A 20,174-nucleotide genomic window follows, 5' to 3' on the forward strand; every position below is an offset into this window, starting at 1 on the left:
GTTGTCGGTCCAGCCCCCTGAAGGGATGTTGACCAGGGTCGTGGTCGGTATCGAATTGTCCGGCTGGTATACCGAGCCGTCCGGGCTGTTGACCGAGGAATCCCCGTTGGCGTTGATTTTTCCATCCATATAGAACTGGAGTTTGGCCTGCCCGGGGGCGTCGATAAAGACAAAGCGCGCATAGGCGTTCGCGTAGGCGGGGTCGGGTATTTGCTGCTTTTTGCAGGATCCGAATAACGCCAGCAGGGCGATGAGGAGGATTAATTTTTTCATACTCCGGTTTTTATTTGGCTCCGATGAACATAAAAGTATAGGCGCTGGCGCCGGGCGAGCCACCGGGCTCCATTTGACCATACACCGTATAATTCTTGGTGCTGCTGCCGTCGTCGTTGAGGCGATAAAGGCTGTTGTAGACGTCGGTCAGGCCGGTCTGCTCATTGACCGTGAGGCTCCGGCTGCTGTTGGCATAGTATATGTGCGAACCGGTCCACAGCCAGCCGGTGGTCGTTGGCGTGGTCCCGTTGTCGCCGTTATACGCGAGCGCATCCGCCCAATTGCTTTTGTCGTATAGCTTTTTTAGTGTTTCCGTACCCGCATCGAACTTGTAGATCGTGCTGGTGACGACGGCGCCGTAGGCGGGCTGCCCGTCGACAGTGACGATCAATATTTGATCGCCATGGGATGGATCGGTCAAGGTGGTGAGGATCGTCTGCCCGGCGGGTAGCACGACTTCCTTGCTGACGGTTCCGCCCTTGGGCATATAATGCAGGTTGATGAGGTCCAGGGCATAGCCATTCGAAGACCACACGGATTTGTAAAAAAGGTAGTTTGCGGAGAACTGCGGCCCATAGGACACGGAGTCATCCAACAAACCCGTTGTCGTGGTAAAGACCGGGCTGGAGCCCGACACATCGCCGGTCAGGTAGGTATTGGAATAACCCATCTTTATATAGAGCTGGTTCCCGTTGATCGCGATCACCGGCTGCGGTGTAATCGGGATATCCTGGGGATACGGATAGGAAGGCACCCCGAAGTTGATTTCGGTATACGGGATGTTGTATGGGTCGCCCTGGGACATGGACCATAGGACGGTGCGGCTAAAGCCGCTGTTGGGGTCTATCCGGACGAGGTTATACTGGAAGGTATCCTGATAAGTCTGCTGATCGAATAGGCCTTCGATGGACAGGTAGTACAGACGCCCCGAGGCATCCCTGACGATGGGGTTGTCGAAGTTCTGGTCGGTCCCGTCGAAGTCCAGGAAGGAATTTTTGAACACCAGGTCCGCAAAGGGAAAGGTCGTACTGGAGTCCTTCCCTTTAAACAGGTCGGTACCCACGACGGCATTCACCTGGCCGCCGAACTCACCAGGCACCAGCCCCATCACCGGCTCGAACCAGTAGATACGGCCGTCCGCCAGCGGGTCCACCTTGAGCACCTTGAAGGCGTAAGGGAGCGAGGTCTGTCCGTTAGCGGTGACCGTAAGGGGGCCGGTATAGGCAATCCCCGACACGACCATCCGGATGACCGAGTCACTGACGTTGAAGATGGTACAAGGCGTCCCGGAGACAAAGGCGCCGAGGCTGGTGGAGGGGGAGGTGAAGTTGCCGCCCGTCACGACGACGGTGTCTCCGCCATACGCGCTGGTGGGGAATACCGAGGTGATGAACGGCGCCCCAAAGGCCTGGACGCTGATCGGGGTGGCGAAATTGGCCGCCTGGCCCCTGGGCAGCGCCACGGTCAGCTGGCCGCTTTGGGTGCCCTTGGGTACGATCACCGACAGCTGGGTGGGTGTGGCGGCGATCACGCGTTGGCTCATGAGACCGATGGCAACCAGGTCGTCGGCGGTGTCCGCGCTGAACTGCGAACCGGTGATCACCAGCGTGTCACCCACGGCAACGACGGTTTTGTTAACCGCGGTGATCGAAGGGACGCCCACCTTCACGTCGACCTTTTTGGTACACGCAAAGAAACAGCCCAGGAGGAGAAGGTAGTATCTTGTCTTCATTAGTAATAAAGTTGAGTGGGACGCCCGCCGGAATAGGCATTATTCAAGTTGATATAGGAATCGGTCGTATACAACGCATAGGGTCCGAAAGCCCCGCCGTAACCGGAATAAGGCGTACCGGGCACCAGCCCCATGAGCGACAGCGTGGCGCAGTTCCCCGCCGTATACGGCATGGAAATGACCAGGTTCGGATCGGTGGGGTGGACGGAAGTGGGCATCAGGACCGTGCCGGAGCCCGCCAGCGTGACATAGAGCTGCTGGTTGACCGACGTGGGCGAAAGGCTCAGGTAGTCCGTCTGCTGACCATAGGGCACGTCCGAGGCGAGCAGGGGACCGGTCGGGCTGCCGACGTGCACGTCCACCTGGGGCGCGCCGCCCATTACGTTGATGATCCGCAGCTTGAAGACCGCCGGGTCGGGGGCCAGGCTGTTTTGCACGACCATGGCGCCGCAATGGGTGGCGGATGTATCGTTGGGCATGAGGTAAACAGTATAGGCGATGCCCTGCTCGAAGCTGTAGGTAAACTGGTCGTACAACGGTCCAAAGGAGCCCTGCGGCGTGACGCCGACGGTATAAATGCCGGGATTGAGCTGCAGGTTGGACGTCCTGCCGGGAGAACCGAGCAATTTCGCCGGGAAAGGGGGGCTGTAGTTCATAGCAGGGTCGTAGGCGTCACCGACATCCTCGAACGGAGGCGATCCTGCTGTCGGCCAGCGGATCACGGTGGTGGAGCTTTGGTTGAAGGCGACGTGGATATAGGTGTAATAGGTGGGGTTGGCGGGGTCGCCCACGGCGAGCAGCCCCGGTAGGTTATACGCGTCGTTGATGACGGTGACGGAGGCGACCGTCGAGGCATTTCCCGGGAACGTCAGCGAGGAAAGCGTGAGCGCCTTGAGCGTGGTGGGGTCTCCGTCCTGCAACATGTACAGCGCGGGCAGCTTCTCTTTTCCGTTCAGGTAGTTCTTGGCATCGCCGACTTCGAAAAAGGTATAGTTATGGTTGCCCAGCGCGACCGGCAGGTAGGTGAACTGCAACGCGGTCGACCCGTTGACCGTAACCTTTATGACCTTGGTGCCGGGCTCGGTGGATGTGTAATAGGAGGAGGCGATACCGGGCGTTGGGTAGTACACGTTGGTATTTAGGTTCAGGGTCGTCCCCGCTCCCTGGTCGGGCGCCACGGACATCGAGGTGTTGGTGCCGCCGGCAAGCATACTGAGGACGCGCACCCGGGCAGTGCCGTCGAAGGGCGTATTGACGTCCTCGGGTATATAGGCCAGGGCGGGGGCGACGCTTCCGCGCTGGGGGCCGTACAGGGTGTCGTAGGCGGGGAAGGTAGGGTATACCAGGTAGCTGACCTGGGGTTCGAACTGAAAGGTATTCTGGCTGAAAAACTGTGCCGTGTTCTTTGGATCGTTGATCACCACCAGCTTGCTGTTGGGTTGTTCAGCATTCAGGTTGAAGGCGCTGGAGCTGGGGTAGTATTGGCTCATCGAAAAGGAAGGGACGTTTTCCCGGAGCAGACCGTCGATCGAGAGGCTGAGCGAGCTGTCGTAGCAGAACGCATTGAAGAAGTGGAATTGGTTGGGCACTTCCGGTATGGAGTCCACGTGGGTGAACAGCCGGTTCTTGGCGCAGCCGCCCGTCATCAACGCGGATGACCAGAGCAGCACGCCCAGCAGGGCCCAGAGAAATATGGATCGGTAGCGGGTCATACTATTGTGCTTTGTAGATGAAGTTGCTGTGCCGGACCAGGAACAACCGTGGCTTCTGGCTGGCGTCGGTGGCGTTCAGCCGGCCGGCGGCGACGAGCGTAAAGGTCCCGGGGGTGGGTGTCTTGGGAAAGGGGATATTCCAGTCCGCGACCTTGGCCCCGGAAAGGGAGTCGGACCGTTGGGTCGTCAGGTGGAGCGCGAAATAGGTGGCAGGGATGGTACCGTCCCATTGTGCCGCGGTAGTGCCGGTACCTTCGTACGGAACGTCACCGCTGATGTTGGTTTCGAACGTCCCGGTCGTGTATTGGACGGCGGTGAAAAAAACATTGCCCGCATCCGGCACGAGGTTGAGGGTGTTGACCGTGGCCAGTTGTTGCTGAGCGGGAGGTCCGCCGTACGGAACAGGGGGTATATAGTCGGTACCGTCGACGGCGACATTGGTGGCAAAGACAAAAGGGATATGGTTGAGGTCTTCCATGAAATACAAGGCCTGGTTCGCCAAACGGATGACAGAGGTTTGGTACGTATACAACGTCTGTCCCTTGGCGCTGAACGTACAGGTCACCGGGCCCGCGGGGACGGCAAAAGGCGTATCCGCCTGGCCAAAGGAAAGGGTGGCCGACCGGGAATGACCGTCCGCGCCGCTGATCAATACCTGGATGTTGGGTTGGCTGGGATCGGTATTGACCAGCTGGATTTTCCCGATGTTGTCCGCGGTGCCGATGCCGTACTGCCTGTCCAGGATCACCGTATAGATGTTCCCGATGACCAGCACCGAATAACAACCGCCCGCCGCGAAGGGGTAGCTGGAGATGTTCGCCGTCTGTTCCACGGTGGACACGTCCGGCGGGTATAGATAGGCTCCGAATATCGTACCGGGGTTCGGAAGGACATAGTTCCCGTAATTGTTCGTGTAGTTGACCGAAAGGTCCTGGTACAAACCGTAAGCGCCGAATGCCTCGTCGAGGTGAGCGGTATAGGGATCGTTCATCTGTTGCGTCAGGTTGTATACGATGTATTGCGCGGTCTCATACGGGAATTCAACATAGCCGCTGACGGTGCCGAAATGGACCAGGTCTTGTCCCTTTACGATCGTGGAGTCGGGATACCGCAGCTGCATGTCGAATTTGGTTCCCGCCGAATTGGCATAGGGTCCGTAGTAGGGTTGGTTTTGCCAGTCATACCCGAAGTTGATCATCCGCAGCTTGTAGTGTCCGAAACCCGGGGCGCCGGGGTCCGACGTCGTTTGGGGCAGGTACATGGCCGTCGCGGTACCGGCGCTGTCGTAAAAGAACATGCTCCCGTAACCGCTGTTCGCGGATACGGTGATCGTTTTTTCGCAGACGACCAGGCTGGGCCGGGGATGCGCCGGTGGCAGGGAATCGTTCACATATTTCATCAGCTTGATGTCGAAGGTCCCCCCCTGGGTCGGCAACAGGATAGCCGCCGGTGTGCCGTATGTGACGGTATTGGAAAGTCCCTTCCCCTTGTAAACGACGGCGGAATCGTTGACGTATAAAACGTAGCCGAACCCGGGATACCCGCCGCTGGAGTCCGGCAGCAGGTTGTACAACCGCACGGAGTCCAGCTTGGTATTGCCCAGGGGCTGGTAGGTGTGGAAATCCTTTAGCTCCTTTTTGCAGCTGCCGGCAATCAGGGCTGTAAACAGCACGGCGGCCAGTACGATTTTGTTCCTCATATTAGAGCGTGTATTTGAATCCGAACGTATACACCGAGCCATAGTTGAAGGCGCGGCGGATGTATTCCTGGTTGTACTCCCCGTAGGTTTTAGAGGGCCCCGGGTTGGCGTACCGGTAATAGGTCGTGCTGTTCAGCAGGTTCTTTACAAAGGCTTTGAATTCCAGGCGCTTCCAAATCCGCTGGGACAGTACCGCGTCCAGGGTGGCCGCGGGGTACTCATAGATATTGGGGGAGCCGTCCGAGTTGATGTCGCTGAGGCGTTTCCCCGTTTTGTTGAGCAGGACGTTGAACTGCGTGCCCCATTTGGGGTAGTCGAAGTCTATATTTACGTTCAGGGCCAGGTCGGGCTGGTCCACCAACGGACGGTACCAGGAGGCATTCCGGTCCAGGCGGCTGACGACGTTGTACTCCACGGAGTCCAGCCGTGTACGGCTCCGGGCCAGCATCAGGTTGGCCCCGATAAAGATGTATTTGCCCGCAGGAAAAAGCTGCTTCAGGTTTTTCCGGAATTCGGCCTCGATCCCGTACACACGGCCGATGGAGGGATTGTTCCGGAAACTGACATAGCTTGTCTGGAAGCCATACGGATCGATGCTCCCGTTGGTGTACACGCGTTCCAGCTGGTCTACGACCGTTTTGTAGAATACCGAGCCGGATACCAGCTCCTCATCCCCGATAAACCAGTCGGTACGGAAGTCGTAGTTGGTAAAGACGCCATTCGTCAGGCGGTTGTTCCCGTAGACGATCAGCTCCTGGATCGGGTCGCGTTGCGCGGACAGGACGATCTCGTTCATTTCCGGCCGGATCAGCGTTTTGGAGTAGGCCACGCGGAAGTTCACGTGCCTGACCCCGCGGTAGATGATCGATCCGGAAGGCAGCCAGTTGTAGGCCAGATAATTGGTAACGTACTGCCGTATGAAATCTTGCTTGTCGTAGATATTGGTGAGCTGGGAAAAATTGGTGTTGGCCGTGTCGGGATTGGACTGGAAGCTGGTGTTCTCCACCCGCAGACCGCCCACGATCCGCCAGGCGCTGTCGATATTCAGGTCGGCCATGGCGTAAAAGGCCGTTACCGCCTCGCTCCCGTGGTAGCTGTTGATAAAGATGTGGCCGGTGTTGGCAATCTCCGTGATCCCGGCCTGGGGGATATAGAGATATCCCGGGACCAGGGGGGAACCTTCCCCGGTGTTGGCGTTTTCCCGGACCCCTACCTGTCCGGGGCCCGCCCAGGCCGTCAGGTTGCCCCCCAGGCTGGTCAGGTCCCCGGGCACCTGGCTGTAGCCACCGGCGTTGTTGAGCGTGACCGGGCTTTCATCCGTGCGGGCAAAAAGGGATTCCTCGTAAGTCCGGTTGCGTCCATAGTAATACCCACCGATCTTGCCGTACGACTCCATCTTTTTGGCGATGTGGAACGGCATCACCAGGTCGATCTTGTCGTTGGTGTTGGTCTCGTTCAGGTGGCGGTAGTAGCGGTCCGATTCGGCGAAATACGTATACGTGTACTCGGAAGGGATGTACTGCGCCACGTTGATGTTTTGGGAGTTCAGCAGGGGATTGGGAATACGGCCCAGGGAGTCCACACGCATCCGGGTGTCCCGGTAGTCGGGATCGTCCTGTCTGGCCTGGGAGACGGCAAACGTATAGCTGAGCTGCCACGGCAGCCATTTTTTCTCCAGGTGAAAGCGGTGCTCGCCCTTGAGCTGGTAGGAATTCAACGAGCGCTGGGTGGACCGCAAAATAAAGTCATACAGGCTCTGGTGATCGGGGAAAACGGCCAGGACCACCGGGTCCGCAATCTTCAGGTTAGGGTTTTCGACCCCGACTTCCTGGGTGGCGTTCGTTTCGGTCCCGAAGTTCCCGCTGTACGTGAAGCTGATCTCGTTAAACCGGTTGAACCGGAAGGCAAGGGTGGCCAGGCCGCCATAGTTGAGCTGGTGGTTACCCGTGCTTTCGTTGAGCCTGTAAATGGGAATCAGCCGTTGCTCGTTGGGATATACTATGTTGGGCACGCCCTGGTTGGTGCCGCTGGCCGATGGTTCCTGGACCGAATACAGGTTGTTCTGACCGTTGGTGTTCGACGTTGTACGGTTGTAATAGTTTACCCCCAGGATCAGGCCGATGGCCTTGTCGCCTTTGAGTACGTACTTGTCGCCGAAGGTGATCCCATAAATCTGGTCCGGGGAAGCCACCACCGGTTTGGTGGTAAGGTACGGGCTAAACCCTTTCTCCATGATGGAGTTTATCCGCTGGGCTTCATTGAAGTGCGCCTGGTCGATGCTGCTGGCCTGGATAGCATTCGATAACCCCGCGGCCATGGTGCCGTTGGGCGCCGAATAGCCCTGGGCGGTATAGTCCTGGATGAGGTTGTTATAGTCCTGTGTAAGTCCCAGCTTGCGGACGTTCTGGCCAAAGAAACCCATATTGCCATCCTGGAAGGAGTTGACATAGCCGAAGACGCCGATGTTCCCGTTGAAACCCGTCTGTGCGTTCAACTGGAGAAAGCGGGCGTCCGGTATGGACTTGGTGCGGATTTCGACTACCGCGCCGTTGGCGTCGCCCGGGTTGTCGGGGGTGACCGATTTGGAGACGATGATGTTGTCCAGCAATTGGGCCGGGATCAGGTCCACCGCCACCGAGCTCCGGCTGGCATCCGCGCCGGCGAGCCGGGAACCGTTCAGCTGGACCACGACGTTGCGGTCGCTAAGCCCACGCACCGTGATGTATTTCCCGTCCTTTATCGTGACGCCCGTCACGCGTTGCAGGGCCTGGGCGGTGGTGATGCTGGCCGATTTTTCGATCTGTACCGCGCCGATGGCGTCCTCGATGTTGGCGGACGCCTTACGGTGCTCCAGCAGCTGCTTGACCGTGGTCATCCGGCGGGTAGCCTGGACGGTGACCTCTCCCATCATCCGGGAGTCGGAGATCAAACCGAACGATTGCCGGACCATCTGGTTAGGACCGATGACGATTTTACGTACCTGGGGCTTATACCCGACGAAATGGATCTCAAGGGTATAAATGCCGGGCTTCAGGTAGAAAACAAACTCACCGTTCTGCGCGCTGACAGAGGTCTGCTTGGTTTCCTGTAAGGTCACCGAGGCCCCGGCCATAGGCGTCTTGCCGTCGAGGATCGTCCCCGTGATACCCGTGTTGGCGGGCCCTTGCGCCCAAAGCAGCTCTGTCCATACCGACAGCAGGCATATCAGTAATAGTCTCATAATCAGTATTGGGTTTGCTGGGGGTTAAAGTTGCACCAGTTCGCCGTCCAGTCGACAGTTCCAAAAGCGCCTATATAGAGGACGTCCTTGTTAAGCAGGGGGTTATTGGCGTTCGTGAATGCGGGAAAACGCGCGCCTGTCAGCAGGGGGGAACCCGTAGCCGGCAATACGACCGGGGCGGTGAGCTTGCCATAGTCGGTCAATCCCTGGATTCCGATGTCGGCTATGCTGTTGGCGGTATCGTTGTAGAATCCGAAGAGCGTGTCCTGGTGGGTGGCCGTGACGTCGTCAAAAGCCGATTGCGCGCCGGGATTATGGCCTTGGCGGGCGAAGATGCCGCCGCGGAAAGGATAGTCTGCCGGGGCCGTGCCTACGAAGTAGTTGTATCGCAATTGGTTCTCCCTAACACCTTCCCCGCTGCCCCAGGGGATGCTGTCTTCATAGAAGATGAAATTGCTCTGCAGCGCGTAAGGGTAGCTGTAGTCGGGATTGTCGATGCCATACAAAGCCAACCCTGCTTTCCAACCGGCCGCGATCACGGAATTGTACATAAAAAAGTTCCCGCCGCTGCCGGCGGAGCCAATCCGGCCATCCTGCACGAACTCGCCAATGGAAACCCCTGCGCCGGCATTGTTGTTCAACGGCGAGGACGAGGAGGCTCCGGCGACATTCCGCGCGGTCGGGTTATAACCAACCAGGGTAAAATTACTCATGACGCCGCCGCCGCCATTGACACCGAGGCTATTGCTGGAAGCCACATCCGCGTTGTAGGGGTCTTTCAGACCCAGCGCGAATTGGATCACCATGGTGCCGTAGTTGAGCAGGAAATCATCTCCCGCGCAGCCAACCGCTACCAGGTGGTCCGCGTAAGCCGTGGCGCTGCTCTGTGTCTCGTTTTGGATTTCGAACCCATCTCCCGCGCTATAAGCGGCCTCGATATACCGCAGCGTACTTTGGTTGTCGGTGTACAGATTGACCGCCACACCCCGGACACCCGCCCCGTTGGCGTGGAAGCCGGCGTATTCCACCCGGACATACGTCGCTTGTCCGAGGGGTGCGAACTGCAGGTTCAGCCCGGGAGTCACGGGTGTCACGAGGGAAATGCCCGTCCAATCGCCGGGAGCACGGTCGCCCGACGCCTGGTCGGAGGTAAAGACGATGGGGTTCGCGGCGGTGCCTTCCCAATCGACATCCGAAGCCGTCAGGGAGGCATGGGATACCTTTTCGCCATAAATGACGGTTCCCGCCTGTATGATGAGCTTCCCCTGGAATACGACCGGTCCCCGGAGGAGGTATCTCTTATCGGGGGTAAGTATAAAATTGGCCGTGTACAAGCCCTGGAGCACGTTTACGATGGTATAACTCTGCCGGCTTTCGGCGGTCTGCCCGTGCACGGCCACTGTAACCTTGCCGTCATCGATCAGCAGCGGGACGATGACTTGCAGCCGGTTGGCGGAAGCCGTCGCCACCTCTCCCGGCACGCCATTAAACAGCACGACGTCCTTGGTGGGGTCGGGATCGAAGCCGGAGCCATAGATGGAAACGGCATCCCCGGTGGCGAATACCGCGGCGCTGAAACCGGACACGTTCAAGGTGGCGCCTGCCGGCGTATCTTTTTTGCAAGCCGCCAGTAGCAACAGCAGGGGCAAATATTTTACAATGGATCGCATATCGGATGTCTATGGAGTTATTCGTAAGGGGAAAGCTCGGGGGCGAAACTGGCCCAGCCGCTGGTCCAGTCGGCAGGTCCGAAGGCGCCCCGAAAGGCGGCGGTGCGGTCGAAAAAGGGATCCGCCAGCCGGGCGTCGCCGTAATCCTGACCCATCAACAGGGGAGAACCTGTCTGGATCGTCAGCAGGGGCGCATTCAGGTGCAGGGAGTCCGCCATATTGTGGATGCCCAGCCCATCGGTGATCGGCTGGCCGGTGCTCAACACTTTCAGCTTTAATGGCGTGGTATCGTTGTAGGTCGTAAATGCGGCGTACTGCGCGCTGTTCTCCGTCCGCTCAAAACCAGAGTACGGACCGGATATGTTCTCGCTGGAAAACGCGAACCCGGAATAGGGGATCGTAAGGCTTTTGTTGTAGCCGGGGTCGCCCGCCGAAACCGGGAAGGTGAAGGAGGTCTGACGGACCACGGTGCCGCCGTTCTCATAGGCGTTCCAGGCCGCCGGGCCATCCAGCGAAATACCCGCCAGCCAGGAGGCGGCCACCATCGAGTTGAAGAGCTGGAGCGTGCCAGCGCCGCTGACGTGTATGCCCCGGCCCGCGTTCGCATCGATCGCGTAGTCCGGGACGCTGTAGTCATAGTAGCTGGTCGTGATGCAGTTCCGGCCGATACCGTCATAGCCGACGAGGGATATATTGCTGAGCGTCACCGGCTGGGTCGATTGCACCAGGAGGCCGTCCGCGCCCAGCTGGTCCGCGAACTGGGGGTCCTTCAGCCCCAGGAAGAATTGGCCGAAGGCGCGCACCGCACCCAGGAATGAAAAGTCGTTCCCGGCGTCCCCAAAGGCGACGAGGTATTGGAGGTAAATCGTGCCGTTGCCCGCGCTTCTAAACCCATCGCTGCCACTGTAAGAAGTCTGTACGTGGTGGATGTTGCCGGCCGGTTCGCTCCGGTCGATTTCGAGCGCGGCGCCGGGTAAGTTGGGGATGTGGTTACCCGCGTATTCGATGCGCACGTAGCTGATGCTGTCGGTTCCGGCGGCCGTGCTGGCGGAAAGCATTATGCCGCCCCAGTCTCCGGGGAATCGCAGCTTTTCGGGCATGATAGACGTAAAGACGATCGGTTGCTGGGGCGTGCCGTTCATCGAGACGCTTGCGCCGTCGTCGATGATGAGCGAGGCCAGTGTGTCCCGGTCGCATAAGATGGTTGTGCCGGGTTGCACCGTGAGCGTGGCGCCCTTTTGGAACTCGACCTTTCCCTTTATTATGTAGAGATTGTTTGCCGTCCAGGTCACGCTTTTGCTCTGCGATCCGGTCACTACGGCGCCGAGCACAAAGGGCCCCGTATAGGTAAAGCTCTGGGATCCGGTTTTGACCTGGACGTTGCCCTGCTTGGGGGCAGTGGGGACGACGATGGTCAGGTCTTCGGGGGTTGCTTTTACGATGGTTGCCTGTACACCGTTGACGGTAAGCATGTTGCCGGTAGCGCTGGCCGCGAAACCTACGCCATAGACGTCGATCGTATCGCCGGCGCCCGCGAACTGCGGTTCGATACCGGTGATGCCATAGCTGAGGCCACCATTGTTGTTATTGGTTGTTTTAGTGCAGGAAGAAAGCGACCATGCTATTAATGCCACGGCCGCCGTGATCTGGAGTAATTTCATACCTACTGGGGTTCCCAAGTAGGAGCGGCGTTTGGAAAAATCTCCTATTCGTTTGGACAGGCTTAACGATGTGGTAATATTGGCGCCTTGCGTGGGGCCGTGTGTGCGGGCTCGTGTGCGGCTTTATCGGGCGGCCAGGTGGCACGCCTCAACTGCCGCCGCGACGACCAATGCCTCGGTCATGATCGAGCGCACCTCCATATAAGAGGTGAGGAGCTGGTTCTGGACGGTCTTCTGGGTGATGTTGAGCCGTTCGGCGATCTCCCGGGTCTTGAGGTCTTCTTCGTAGCGCATCTGGAAAATTTTGCGGCGTTGGGGCGGCATTTTTTCCAGGAGGGCGTGGTAGGCCTTCAGGAGCTCGGCGGTGAGGATGTCGTGGTCGGCGGAGGATGCTTCCATGGTGAGGCGGCGGAGGGCGGCGAAGAAGCTGTCCTTTACTTTTTCCGAGGTGACGGTCTTGAGTACGCTGTGCCGGACGCTGGAATACAGGTAGGCGTTGAGGTTCTTGATTTCGTAGTCTCCGCGTTTTTCCCAGAGACGGACAAAGATGTCCTGGACGATGTCCTGGCTTTGTTTGACGTCCTGGAGACTGTCGTAGGCAGCGACGAATATTCTACGCCAGTATTTCTTGTATATAGTCGAAAAAGCCTCGTGGTCGCCATTCACAAGCAGCAGGAGCAGGTCTTGGTCCTCCATAGACTCCATCTCTTCAAATTTGGTGAATGATAAGGGCCCGTAAATCTATGGAGATGGAGCGACTTCTTGTATTAATTTAACGTTGCGTCGGTACTTGGCATCATCAACCGGTATTCTTGTCATAGATGCCATTGCTCGCGCGCAGCCATCCGGACTACTTTCGCTTTTAAATTTCTCCTACATGCGAAAGCTTATTATTTCCGAATGGCTGTCCCTGGATGGCTTTGTTTCCGACAAGAATGGACAACTGGATTTTTTTGCCGGACTGGTGCGCGACACCTTCGCCGAACCCGAGCAGGTGGCGTTCCTACAGACCATCGATACCGTGTTGATGGGCCGGGCGACCTACCAGCAGTTTTCCGCGGTCTGGCCCAACGTGCCCCTGGAGAGCGGTTTGCTGGCGCAGCGGATGAACCAGGCGCATAAGATCGTGTTTTCCCAATCGCTGAAGGAGGCGCCCTGGGGGGCTTATGAGTCCGCTTTTGTGGAGGCGCGCGATGCGGCCCCGGCGATACGCGCGCTCAAATCAGCTCCCGGAAAGGACATCGTGCTGTTTGCCAGTATTTCGCTGGCGCAGGCGGCGATGCGGGAGAATCTCGTGGATGAGTATCATCTTTTTATATGCCCGGTGCTCACCGGGGGAGGGCGCAGGCTTTTTATGGATGAATCCTGCGGCTTGCGGTTGGCTTCGGTTAACCGGTGTGGGGGAGGAGTGGTTTGTCTGAAGTATGAGGCGTAGGTTTTAGGGGCGGCGGGTTGCCAACGGGGGCCGCGGCGCGGTAAATCCGCGCCGCGGGCGGGGGTTATTGTTTGGTGAGCCGCGCGGCGTAGCCGCCGCCGGGGGCCAGGTGGATGGTGAGGGGTTGGGTGGCGGTTACGGTCGTGCCCTGGACGCGTTTGAAGTCCTGGGCGTTGCGGTCGGCGTTGAGGCCGTCCTGCCAGTTGTCCATTTTCCAGGTGCCGGGACCGAGGAAAGAAAGATCGAGGGTCAGGTCGCGGGGCGTCCAGTCGGTCATCGCGCCGATGTACCAGTCACCGTTGGCGGCGCGGCGGGCGAGGGCCAGGTAGTCGCCGGTGCGGGCGTGGAGGACGACGGTCGTGTCCCAGGTGGCGGGGACGGTGGACAGGAAGTCCATACATTCGGGTTCCTTATAATAGTGGGTGGGGTTGTCGCACAGCATCTGGAGCGGGCTTTCGTAAACGACATACATCGCCAGCTGCTGGCAGCGCGTGCCCTTTGACATCGGGTTGCTGAAGCTCGTGGCCCAGTCGTTTTTGGTGGCGTTCAACATGGCGCCGGGGGTAAAGTCCATGGGACCGGCGACCATCCGGGTAAAGGGTAGGGTGAGGTTGTGCTTGGGGCCCATACGCGGGTCGTTCCACTTCAGGTTTTCGTTGCCGGCGACGCCTTCGCGGGTGAGGCAGTTGGGGTACTGGCGGTCCAGACCGGTGGGTTTGTACGCGCCGTGGAAGTCAACGAGCAGGTGGCGGGCGGCGGCGGCCTTGGCTACGCGTTCGTAATAATTGACCATGAGCTGGTCGTCGCGTTGCATGAAGTCGACCTTGATGCCCTTGACGCCCCAGCGGGCGTAAAGGTCGAGGGCTTCTTCGAGGTGCTCGTCGAGCGCCCGCCAGGCGACCCAAAGGATGACGCCCACGTTTTTGGCGCGTGCGTGGTCCAGCAGGGCTTGCATGTCGATGTCGGGGACGACCTTCAGGATGTCCGTTACAGGGCTCCAGCCTTCGTCGAGGATGATGTACTTGAGTCCGTATTTGGCGGCGAAGTCAACGTAATATTCGTAGGTGGCGGTGTTGATACCCGCGCGGAAGTCCACGTCGTAGACGTTGTTGTCGTTCCACCAGTCCCAGGAGACCTTACCGGGGGTCACCCAGCTGTAGTCCTGGGTGGTGCCGCGCGACAGCTGGTAGACGAGTGTGTTGGTGAGGAGGCCGGCGTCGTTGTCTTCGATGGCCAGGAGGCGCCAGGGGAGGACTTTGTCGTCTTTGGCGGTGGCGATGTAATTTTCGCGCTCCAGTACCTTTTCGTCGCGGTCGCCGGTCTTTTGGAGCATCTTGGGATATTTTGGAAAAGTGGCGTTTAGTCCGCCCTTGTTATCGCCGGTCACCCAAAGACCGGCGTAGTCGTAGAGGTCGGCTTCGGTGAAATAGACGTCGGTTCCGCCCGACTTTATTAACACCGGTAGACTGGCGAGCTGCTGGGGGCCGATGCTGTCGAGCGGATGCGGGTTAAAGGCGCGTTCGTTGTGGGAGTAGAAGCTTTCCTCCAGCGGGTACCAGGTGGTGTCGTTTTCGTGGAACTGGAGGTGGAGGCTTTCGTTCCAGACCTTATAGTCGCCCTTGCGGTGGATGATCCAGCGGTAGGCGACGCCGTTATCGTAGGCGCGGAGGACGAGGGTCAGCCCGTTTTTGAAATTCAGCGTGCCTTCGTTATAGTGATCGCGGATGCTGGCGAATTTGACGGGGGCCAGGGGATGGAGGATTCCGTCGCCCTTTTGCTGCGTGAACTTGCCGGGCTTCCAGGTGGGTGCTGCCGCGGAGTCGGGTTGGAGTCCGATGGGGCTGGGGTCGAGGAGGGTTTTGCCGTTGTGGGTGACCGTTAGTGTCGGGGCGTTCGCTACCGTCAGCGTTATCGTGGTGCGGCCGTCGGGAGAGGTAACCTGTTGGGCGCTGGCGATGGCCGGGAGGAGCAAGCAGAAAAGGTATTTCATTGTATGGCGTACCAGGAATAGCCCCTGGCGGGAATTTGTACTTGTAATTGTAGGTTGCCGCCGGCGGGGACGCGTTGGGCGGCGCCGGCGGAGGCGACGGTGACCGTTTTGCCGGCCAGGCCGGCATAGTACAGCGGAACCGTCAGGGTGCGCGTTATGGGGACGTCCAGCGGGTTGTAGACGAGCAGGAAGGCTTTGACGCGGCCTTGGGGGTCGACGTGGAGGATGCCGTCCCAGTCGCGGCCGTCGGGGCGGCGGAGGTGGATGATGTCGGCGTTGAGGATGTCGCGGTAGCGCTTGTACCAGGCGATGGTTTGCGCGACGAGCGAGCGCGTGCTATCGGTGTCGTATAACCGCGGACCGCGGTAGCAGGCCTGGACGCCGGCGCCGTAGTATTGGACCATCAATTGCCGGTAGTCGTCGAGGTGCTCGCTGAGCGGCTCCAGCACGGCTTCGGGGCCGCCGCCCTGGTAGCGGGTAAGGGGCACGAAGCCCCAACCCATGGAGGGCGTCTTTTCCCAGGTACCGTCGTAGATGTTCTGGCGGTTCAGGATGACCTGCTGGTCGCGGGGAAGGGAGAAGTTTACTTCGCGGTAGCCGAGGGCGATCTTGTTGGAGCCGTCCAGGAAGTACCAGTCGGGGGCGTTGACATAGATGCCGCGGGCGCTACACCAGTGGTAGAGGCTCTTTTGCAGCAGCATTTGTTCCCACTGGCTGTCGTCGAGGCCCTTGTGACCCGGGTGGGTGGTGGACGCGCAGACGTCGCCCGGGTAGGGGCCGTCGTTCTCGAAGATGTCAAAACCGGTGGCGGTGAAAAAGGTCTCTATCCGCTGAAGGTAGCCCAACCCCCATTTGCTGCCGTAACAGGGCGCGTTGCCAAAGAAAGCGCCGCCGGGTTTATGGGTCACGGGGCTGATGACGTCGTCGCTGTCGCTGATACGCCGGCTGGAAAAGAGAGAATAGCCGCCGATCAGGATGTGTTTTTGGTGCGCATAGTCCGCCAGGCGTTTCCAACGGGCGAGGTTGTCCCTTGTCGTGTCTTCCAGGCTGCAATGGCTGCCAAAACTCAGGATCACCGCCTCATACCCGGTCGCCGCGCACTGATCGATAGCGCGGGTCACGTCCTCGTCCGTCTTGGAGACGAGGTGCATAAAGATGGGATTCTGGGTGGTCCAGGGGGCGACGGTCCGGTAGAATTTCCGGATCGCCAGACCGCGCCGTTCACGGTCGTAGCTGTCCATCAGGAGCTCCCAGGTGCGGATGGATTCGAGGGTGTCGTTTTTTTGGAGCGTCACGCCGGGTCCGATGTTGGGATAGACTTCCAGCAGACAGGGCGTTTTATAGTCATAGTTTACCTGCGAGGTGTAGGTGCTATCGGCTTTCCAGTGGGTCGTCTGGTCGGAGAGGTCGTACCGCATCGCGTTGTTGAAGGCGTAGTTCGATTCGATATAGAGACCGTGAGGCTTGGCCATTTGTTCGGTGCTGCCGACGACCGCGCTTTGTTCTTCGGGGGTGGCGAGGATCTCGTTGACGAGGGCGTCGACTTTGAGCGGCTTGTCGCCGGTGTTGCGGAGGGTGACCCATTTGCATAGGAGCGGGAGGTTGTCGTAGAGGGCGTAGTGCACCTCAGCCGTGAGGGCCGGGTCGGCCGCGGAGCCGGGGGTGGCCGCGAATACGAGCACGAGCTCCTTGCCGGTGGCCTGGTGTGGGTTGCCGGTCCAGGTGCGGGTCTTCCATGCGAGCATGGGCGCCAGTGGTTGTATGCGCCAGCGGACTAGCGTGAAGTCTCCGGGGTGCGCCCTCAGCCTTGGGATCTCCGCTTCCGTGAGGTAGGCTTTGTCGGCTTGGCCATAGAGACCGCCGATGGCGTAGGTCTTACCGTCGAGCGTCACGCGGGCTTCGGGGGTCACGGCGCGGAGCAATTGTTCGCCGCTGGTCTCGTTGAGGTAGCCGACGGTGGCGGCGTTGGGGGTGAGGCGGATGCGGCGTTGGACCAGGCCGTTATCGAGGATGACTTCGGCGCCGTCCTGGCGGATCGCGGCGGGGTGGGGGAGATCACCCACGAGCCAGTCGGGCCGGGGCCCCGCCTTCGGCGGGGCCGTCGCGGTGCGGGGCGCCTGCGCGCGGACGGACCCGGTAATTATCAGGCAGGCGAGGAGCCATCTCATTGCAGCGTCGTCACGCCGCTGACCGGGGCCGGATCGGTTTGGAGCTGGTCGAAGATGATGACCTCGTTGGCGCCTTTTTTCAGCCAGGGCGCGGGGCAATAGAGGTGTTGTTGGGGGCCGATGTTCCAGTAGCGGCCGAGGTTGTGGCCGTTGACCCATACGACGCCTTTTTGGTAGTGGGAGAGGTCGAGGTAGGTATCGGCGGTCGAATCCATATTGAAGCTGCCGCGGAAGAAGATGCCTCGGTGTTGCCCCGTGGGTTTGGCTTTGGCGCGAACGGCGTTCATGAATGCCGGGTTGAGCGGCAACGGGTAGACCTCCCAGTTCATCAGCGTCATCCCCGACAGCGTTGCGCGCTCGGTGATACCCTTGGGATCGATGAGCTCCTGGGCGAAGTTGATGTGCCCCATGCCTTCGACGAGGATTTCGAGGTAGGGTTGGGGGTTATCGGTTTTGGGGAGCTCGATGGAGCGTTTGCCTTCGCGGCGGTCGAGGTAACCGACGTACTGACCGTCGAGATAGACCGTGGCGTAGTCGTGGAGGTCCGTTAGGGTCAGGCGGCCGTTGTGGTGACCCACGAGGTGGGTTGTATAGAGCATCAGGCCCTGGTTTTGCGACAGCGATTCGAATGGCTGCGGTTGTACTTCGAAGACCGGCTTAGGGAGGACGTCCCAGATCGAGGTCCAGACCTTGGGGGTGAATTCGGGGACCGTGGTCACCGGGATCGGGGCTGGGACGTCGGGCAGGGCGCCGACGTAGCTCCCGATCAGGCGGCGGAGCGCCATGTATTTGGGGGTGGCGCGGCCCTGCTCGTCGACCGGGGCGTCGTAGTCATAGCTGGTGACGTCGGGCTCGAAGCCCTTGCCGCCGCTGTTGGCGCCGGCGCTAAAACCGAAGTTGGTGCCGCCGTGGATGACATAGAGGTTGAAGGAACGCTTGGAGTCCAGGAGGAACTGGACTTCTCCCAGGATACCGACGGTATCGGTGGTCGCCCACTTCTCGCCCCAATGGGTCAGCCAGCCGGGGTAGGTTTCGCTGCTGAAGGAAGGAACGTTTGGATTCCTTTTTTCAGCCTGCGCAAAGTCGTTTTTGCTCACACCCGGGTCGAGCCCGATCGCGGCGCCGTCGATGTTGCCGGCTTCGAGCATGGCCGGGGCGGCCCCGTCGGCGGTATAAAACGGCACGTTGATCCCCGAAGCGACCCACCATTTCCGCAAGGTCTCCAGGTAGCTCTTGTCATTGCCGTAGCTGCCGTATTCGTTTTCGACCTGGACCATCAGGATGGGTCCGCCGCGGGTCACGAGGAGCGGGCTCACCTGCGCGCTCAGCGCGGTGACATAGCGGTGGACGGCTTCGAGGTAGCGTGGGTCGGAGCAGCGCACCTTGATTCCGGGGATGGACAACAGGTAGTCGGGCAGACCGCCGAAGTCCCATTCGGCGCAGACATAGGGGCCGGGTCTTAACAAGACGTACATACCCTCTTGTTGCGCAATGCGGATAAAGGCCGCGATGTCGCGGCTTTCGGTGGTGAAGTCGAAGTGACCCTTGCTGGTTTCGAGGTAGTTCCAAAAAACATACGCCGCGATGGTGTTGCAGCCCATGGCCTTGGCCATACGGATGCGCTGGCGCCAGTAGGGGCGCGGGATGCGGGCGGGGTGCATTTCGCCGCTGATGATCTGGAAGGGCTTCCCGTCGAGGAGGAAGTCATGCTGGCCGAGGGTGAAAGTGTGCCCGTCATGCGGGGAAACCTGTTTCGCCGGAGGCGTTGCATGGGGTGTCGTTTGTGCGGTGGCTGCCATCGTTATGAGCATTGCCGTGCTCAGTAGGATCGTCTTCATTATGTGTTTTGACTGTTGTAAAGGTTGTCGAGCAGGGTCCGCATCTGGCGGACCTCTTCGGTGTGCACCGCCACCAGGGTCAGGTGCTCCTGCATGGCGGGGTTGACGTATTGCATCAGCGAGGGCATCGCCACGCGGGCGGATGTATGGAACTCACGGGCGCCCGTAGCCTCCTGAAGCTCCACCACGTTTTCGGCGCGGACGCCGGAACCGGGCATGAGGGTGATGCGGCCGGCGGCGCGCCCGATCAATTGACGTATTTGTTCCGCGCCTTCAGGGGCGGTGGGGCGGCAACCGCTGGTGAGGATGCGTTCGCAGCCGAGGGCGATCACGTCGTCCAGGGCTTTTATCGGGTCTTTTACGCGATCGAAGGCGCGGTGGAAGGTGACACCGAGGGGGCCGGCTGCCGCCATGAGGCCCGCGCAGTGTTCGGTGTCGATTTCCCCGTCCTGGGTCAGGCCGCCGATGACGACGCCGTCGCAGCCAAGGTCGCGGCAGACGGCGATATCGGTGAGCATTTGGGCGTAGTCGTCCTTGTCGTAAAAGAAGTCGCCGCCGCGGGGACGGATAATGGGGTACAGCCGCGCGGGGCCGGGGGCTCCGGCGCGCGCGGTGCGCGTAGCCTCGCGGGCCGCGCGGATCAGCCCGTAGGAGGGTGTCGTCCCGCCTTCGGCGGCGTCCATACAGAGCTCTATCCGGTCCGCGCCGGCGCCTACGGCCGTGATCACGGACTGCAGGTTGAAGCAGCAGATTTCCAGGATAAAGGGTGTCATGGC

General features: G+C 59.9%; 13 protein-coding genes. 1 reads left to right on the forward strand and 12 read right to left on the reverse strand.

Annotation, left to right across the window (positions count from 1 at the left end; translation table 11 throughout):
- From VL547_RS20995 to VL547_RS21030, 8 genes are all read right to left on the reverse strand, one after another.
- Positions 1 to 273 (reverse strand): hypothetical protein (locus tag VL547_RS20995; RefSeq protein ID WP_325581659.1); only part of this gene is annotated, 273 nt, incomplete at its 3' end.
- 10 nt (positions 274 to 283) lie between these two features.
- Entirely contained in the window at positions 284 to 2,005 is a 1,722-nt protein-coding gene (locus tag VL547_RS21000; RefSeq protein ID WP_325581661.1) for an IPT/TIG domain-containing protein, read from the reverse strand.
- Entirely contained in the window at positions 2,005 to 3,717 is a 1,713-nt protein-coding gene (locus VL547_RS21005) for a hypothetical protein (RefSeq protein ID WP_325581663.1), read from the reverse strand. The genes VL547_RS21000 and VL547_RS21005 overlap by 1 nt, the downstream gene beginning before the upstream one ends.
- Position 3,718: 1 nt before the next feature.
- On the reverse strand, positions 3,719 to 5,416 hold the full coding sequence (locus tag VL547_RS21010; protein WP_325581665.1) for a hypothetical protein: 1,698 nt from the start codon (positions 5,414 to 5,416) through the stop codon (positions 3,719 to 3,721).
- Position 5,417: 1 nt separating this feature from the next.
- On the reverse strand, positions 5,418 to 8,636 hold the full coding sequence (locus tag VL547_RS21015) for a TonB-dependent receptor (RefSeq protein ID WP_325581667.1): 3,219 nt from the start codon (positions 8,634 to 8,636) through the stop codon (positions 5,418 to 5,420).
- Between the two features lie 2 nt (positions 8,637 to 8,638).
- Complete coding sequence (locus tag VL547_RS21020; protein ID WP_325581669.1) at positions 8,639 to 10,306, reverse strand: IPT/TIG domain-containing protein; 1,668 nt, start codon at positions 10,304 to 10,306, stop codon at positions 8,639 to 8,641.
- A 17-nt stretch (positions 10,307 to 10,323) separates the two neighbouring features.
- A complete protein-coding gene (locus tag VL547_RS21025; protein WP_325581671.1) occupies positions 10,324 to 11,967 on the reverse strand; it encodes an IPT/TIG domain-containing protein in 1,644 nt (547 codons plus the stop codon).
- Between the two features lie 123 nt (positions 11,968 to 12,090).
- Positions 12,091 to 12,663 carry an RNA polymerase sigma factor gene (locus VL547_RS21030; RefSeq protein WP_325581672.1) on the reverse strand — a complete coding sequence of 191 codons (573 nt, stop codon included), beginning with the start codon at positions 12,661 to 12,663 and terminating at the stop codon, positions 12,091 to 12,093.
- Positions 12,664 to 12,844: 181 nt separating this feature from the next.
- Between VL547_RS21030 and VL547_RS21035 the strand changes: the two genes are divergently transcribed.
- Positions 12,845 to 13,402: a dihydrofolate reductase family protein gene (locus VL547_RS21035; RefSeq protein WP_325581674.1), complete on the forward strand. Its 558-nt coding sequence runs from the start codon at positions 12,845 to 12,847 to the stop codon at positions 13,400 to 13,402.
- Positions 13,403 to 13,466: 64 nt separating this feature from the next.
- Here VL547_RS21035 and VL547_RS21040 read toward each other — a convergent pair whose 3' ends face one another.
- Genes VL547_RS21040 through VL547_RS21055 form a run of 4 tightly spaced genes read right to left on the reverse strand, consistent with a single transcriptional unit; the run spans position 13,467 to position 20,171 of the window.
- Complete coding sequence (locus tag VL547_RS21040) at positions 13,467 to 15,392, reverse strand: glycoside hydrolase family 97 protein (protein WP_325581676.1); 1,926 nt, start codon at positions 15,390 to 15,392, stop codon at positions 13,467 to 13,469.
- Positions 15,389 to 17,560, reverse strand: coding sequence for an alpha-galactosidase (locus VL547_RS21045; RefSeq protein WP_325581678.1), 2,172 nt, complete (start codon positions 17,558 to 17,560; stop codon positions 15,389 to 15,391). The genes VL547_RS21040 and VL547_RS21045 overlap by 4 nt, the downstream gene beginning before the upstream one ends.
- Positions 17,557 to 19,398 carry a glycoside hydrolase family 35 protein gene (locus VL547_RS21050; protein WP_325581680.1) on the reverse strand — a complete coding sequence of 614 codons (1,842 nt, stop codon included), beginning with the start codon at positions 19,396 to 19,398 and terminating at the stop codon, positions 17,557 to 17,559. Before VL547_RS21050 ends, VL547_RS21045 begins: the two co-directional genes overlap by 4 nt.
- Entirely contained in the window at positions 19,398 to 20,171 is a 774-nt protein-coding gene (locus tag VL547_RS21055) for a copper homeostasis protein CutC (protein WP_325581682.1), read from the reverse strand. Before VL547_RS21055 ends, VL547_RS21050 begins: the two co-directional genes overlap by 1 nt.
- Between the last annotated feature and the right edge of the window lie 3 nt (positions 20,172 to 20,174).

Source organism: Dinghuibacter sp. (assembly GCF_035492835.1).
In the GTDB taxonomy this organism is placed as follows: domain Bacteria; phylum Bacteroidota; class Bacteroidia; order Chitinophagales; family Chitinophagaceae; genus Dinghuibacter.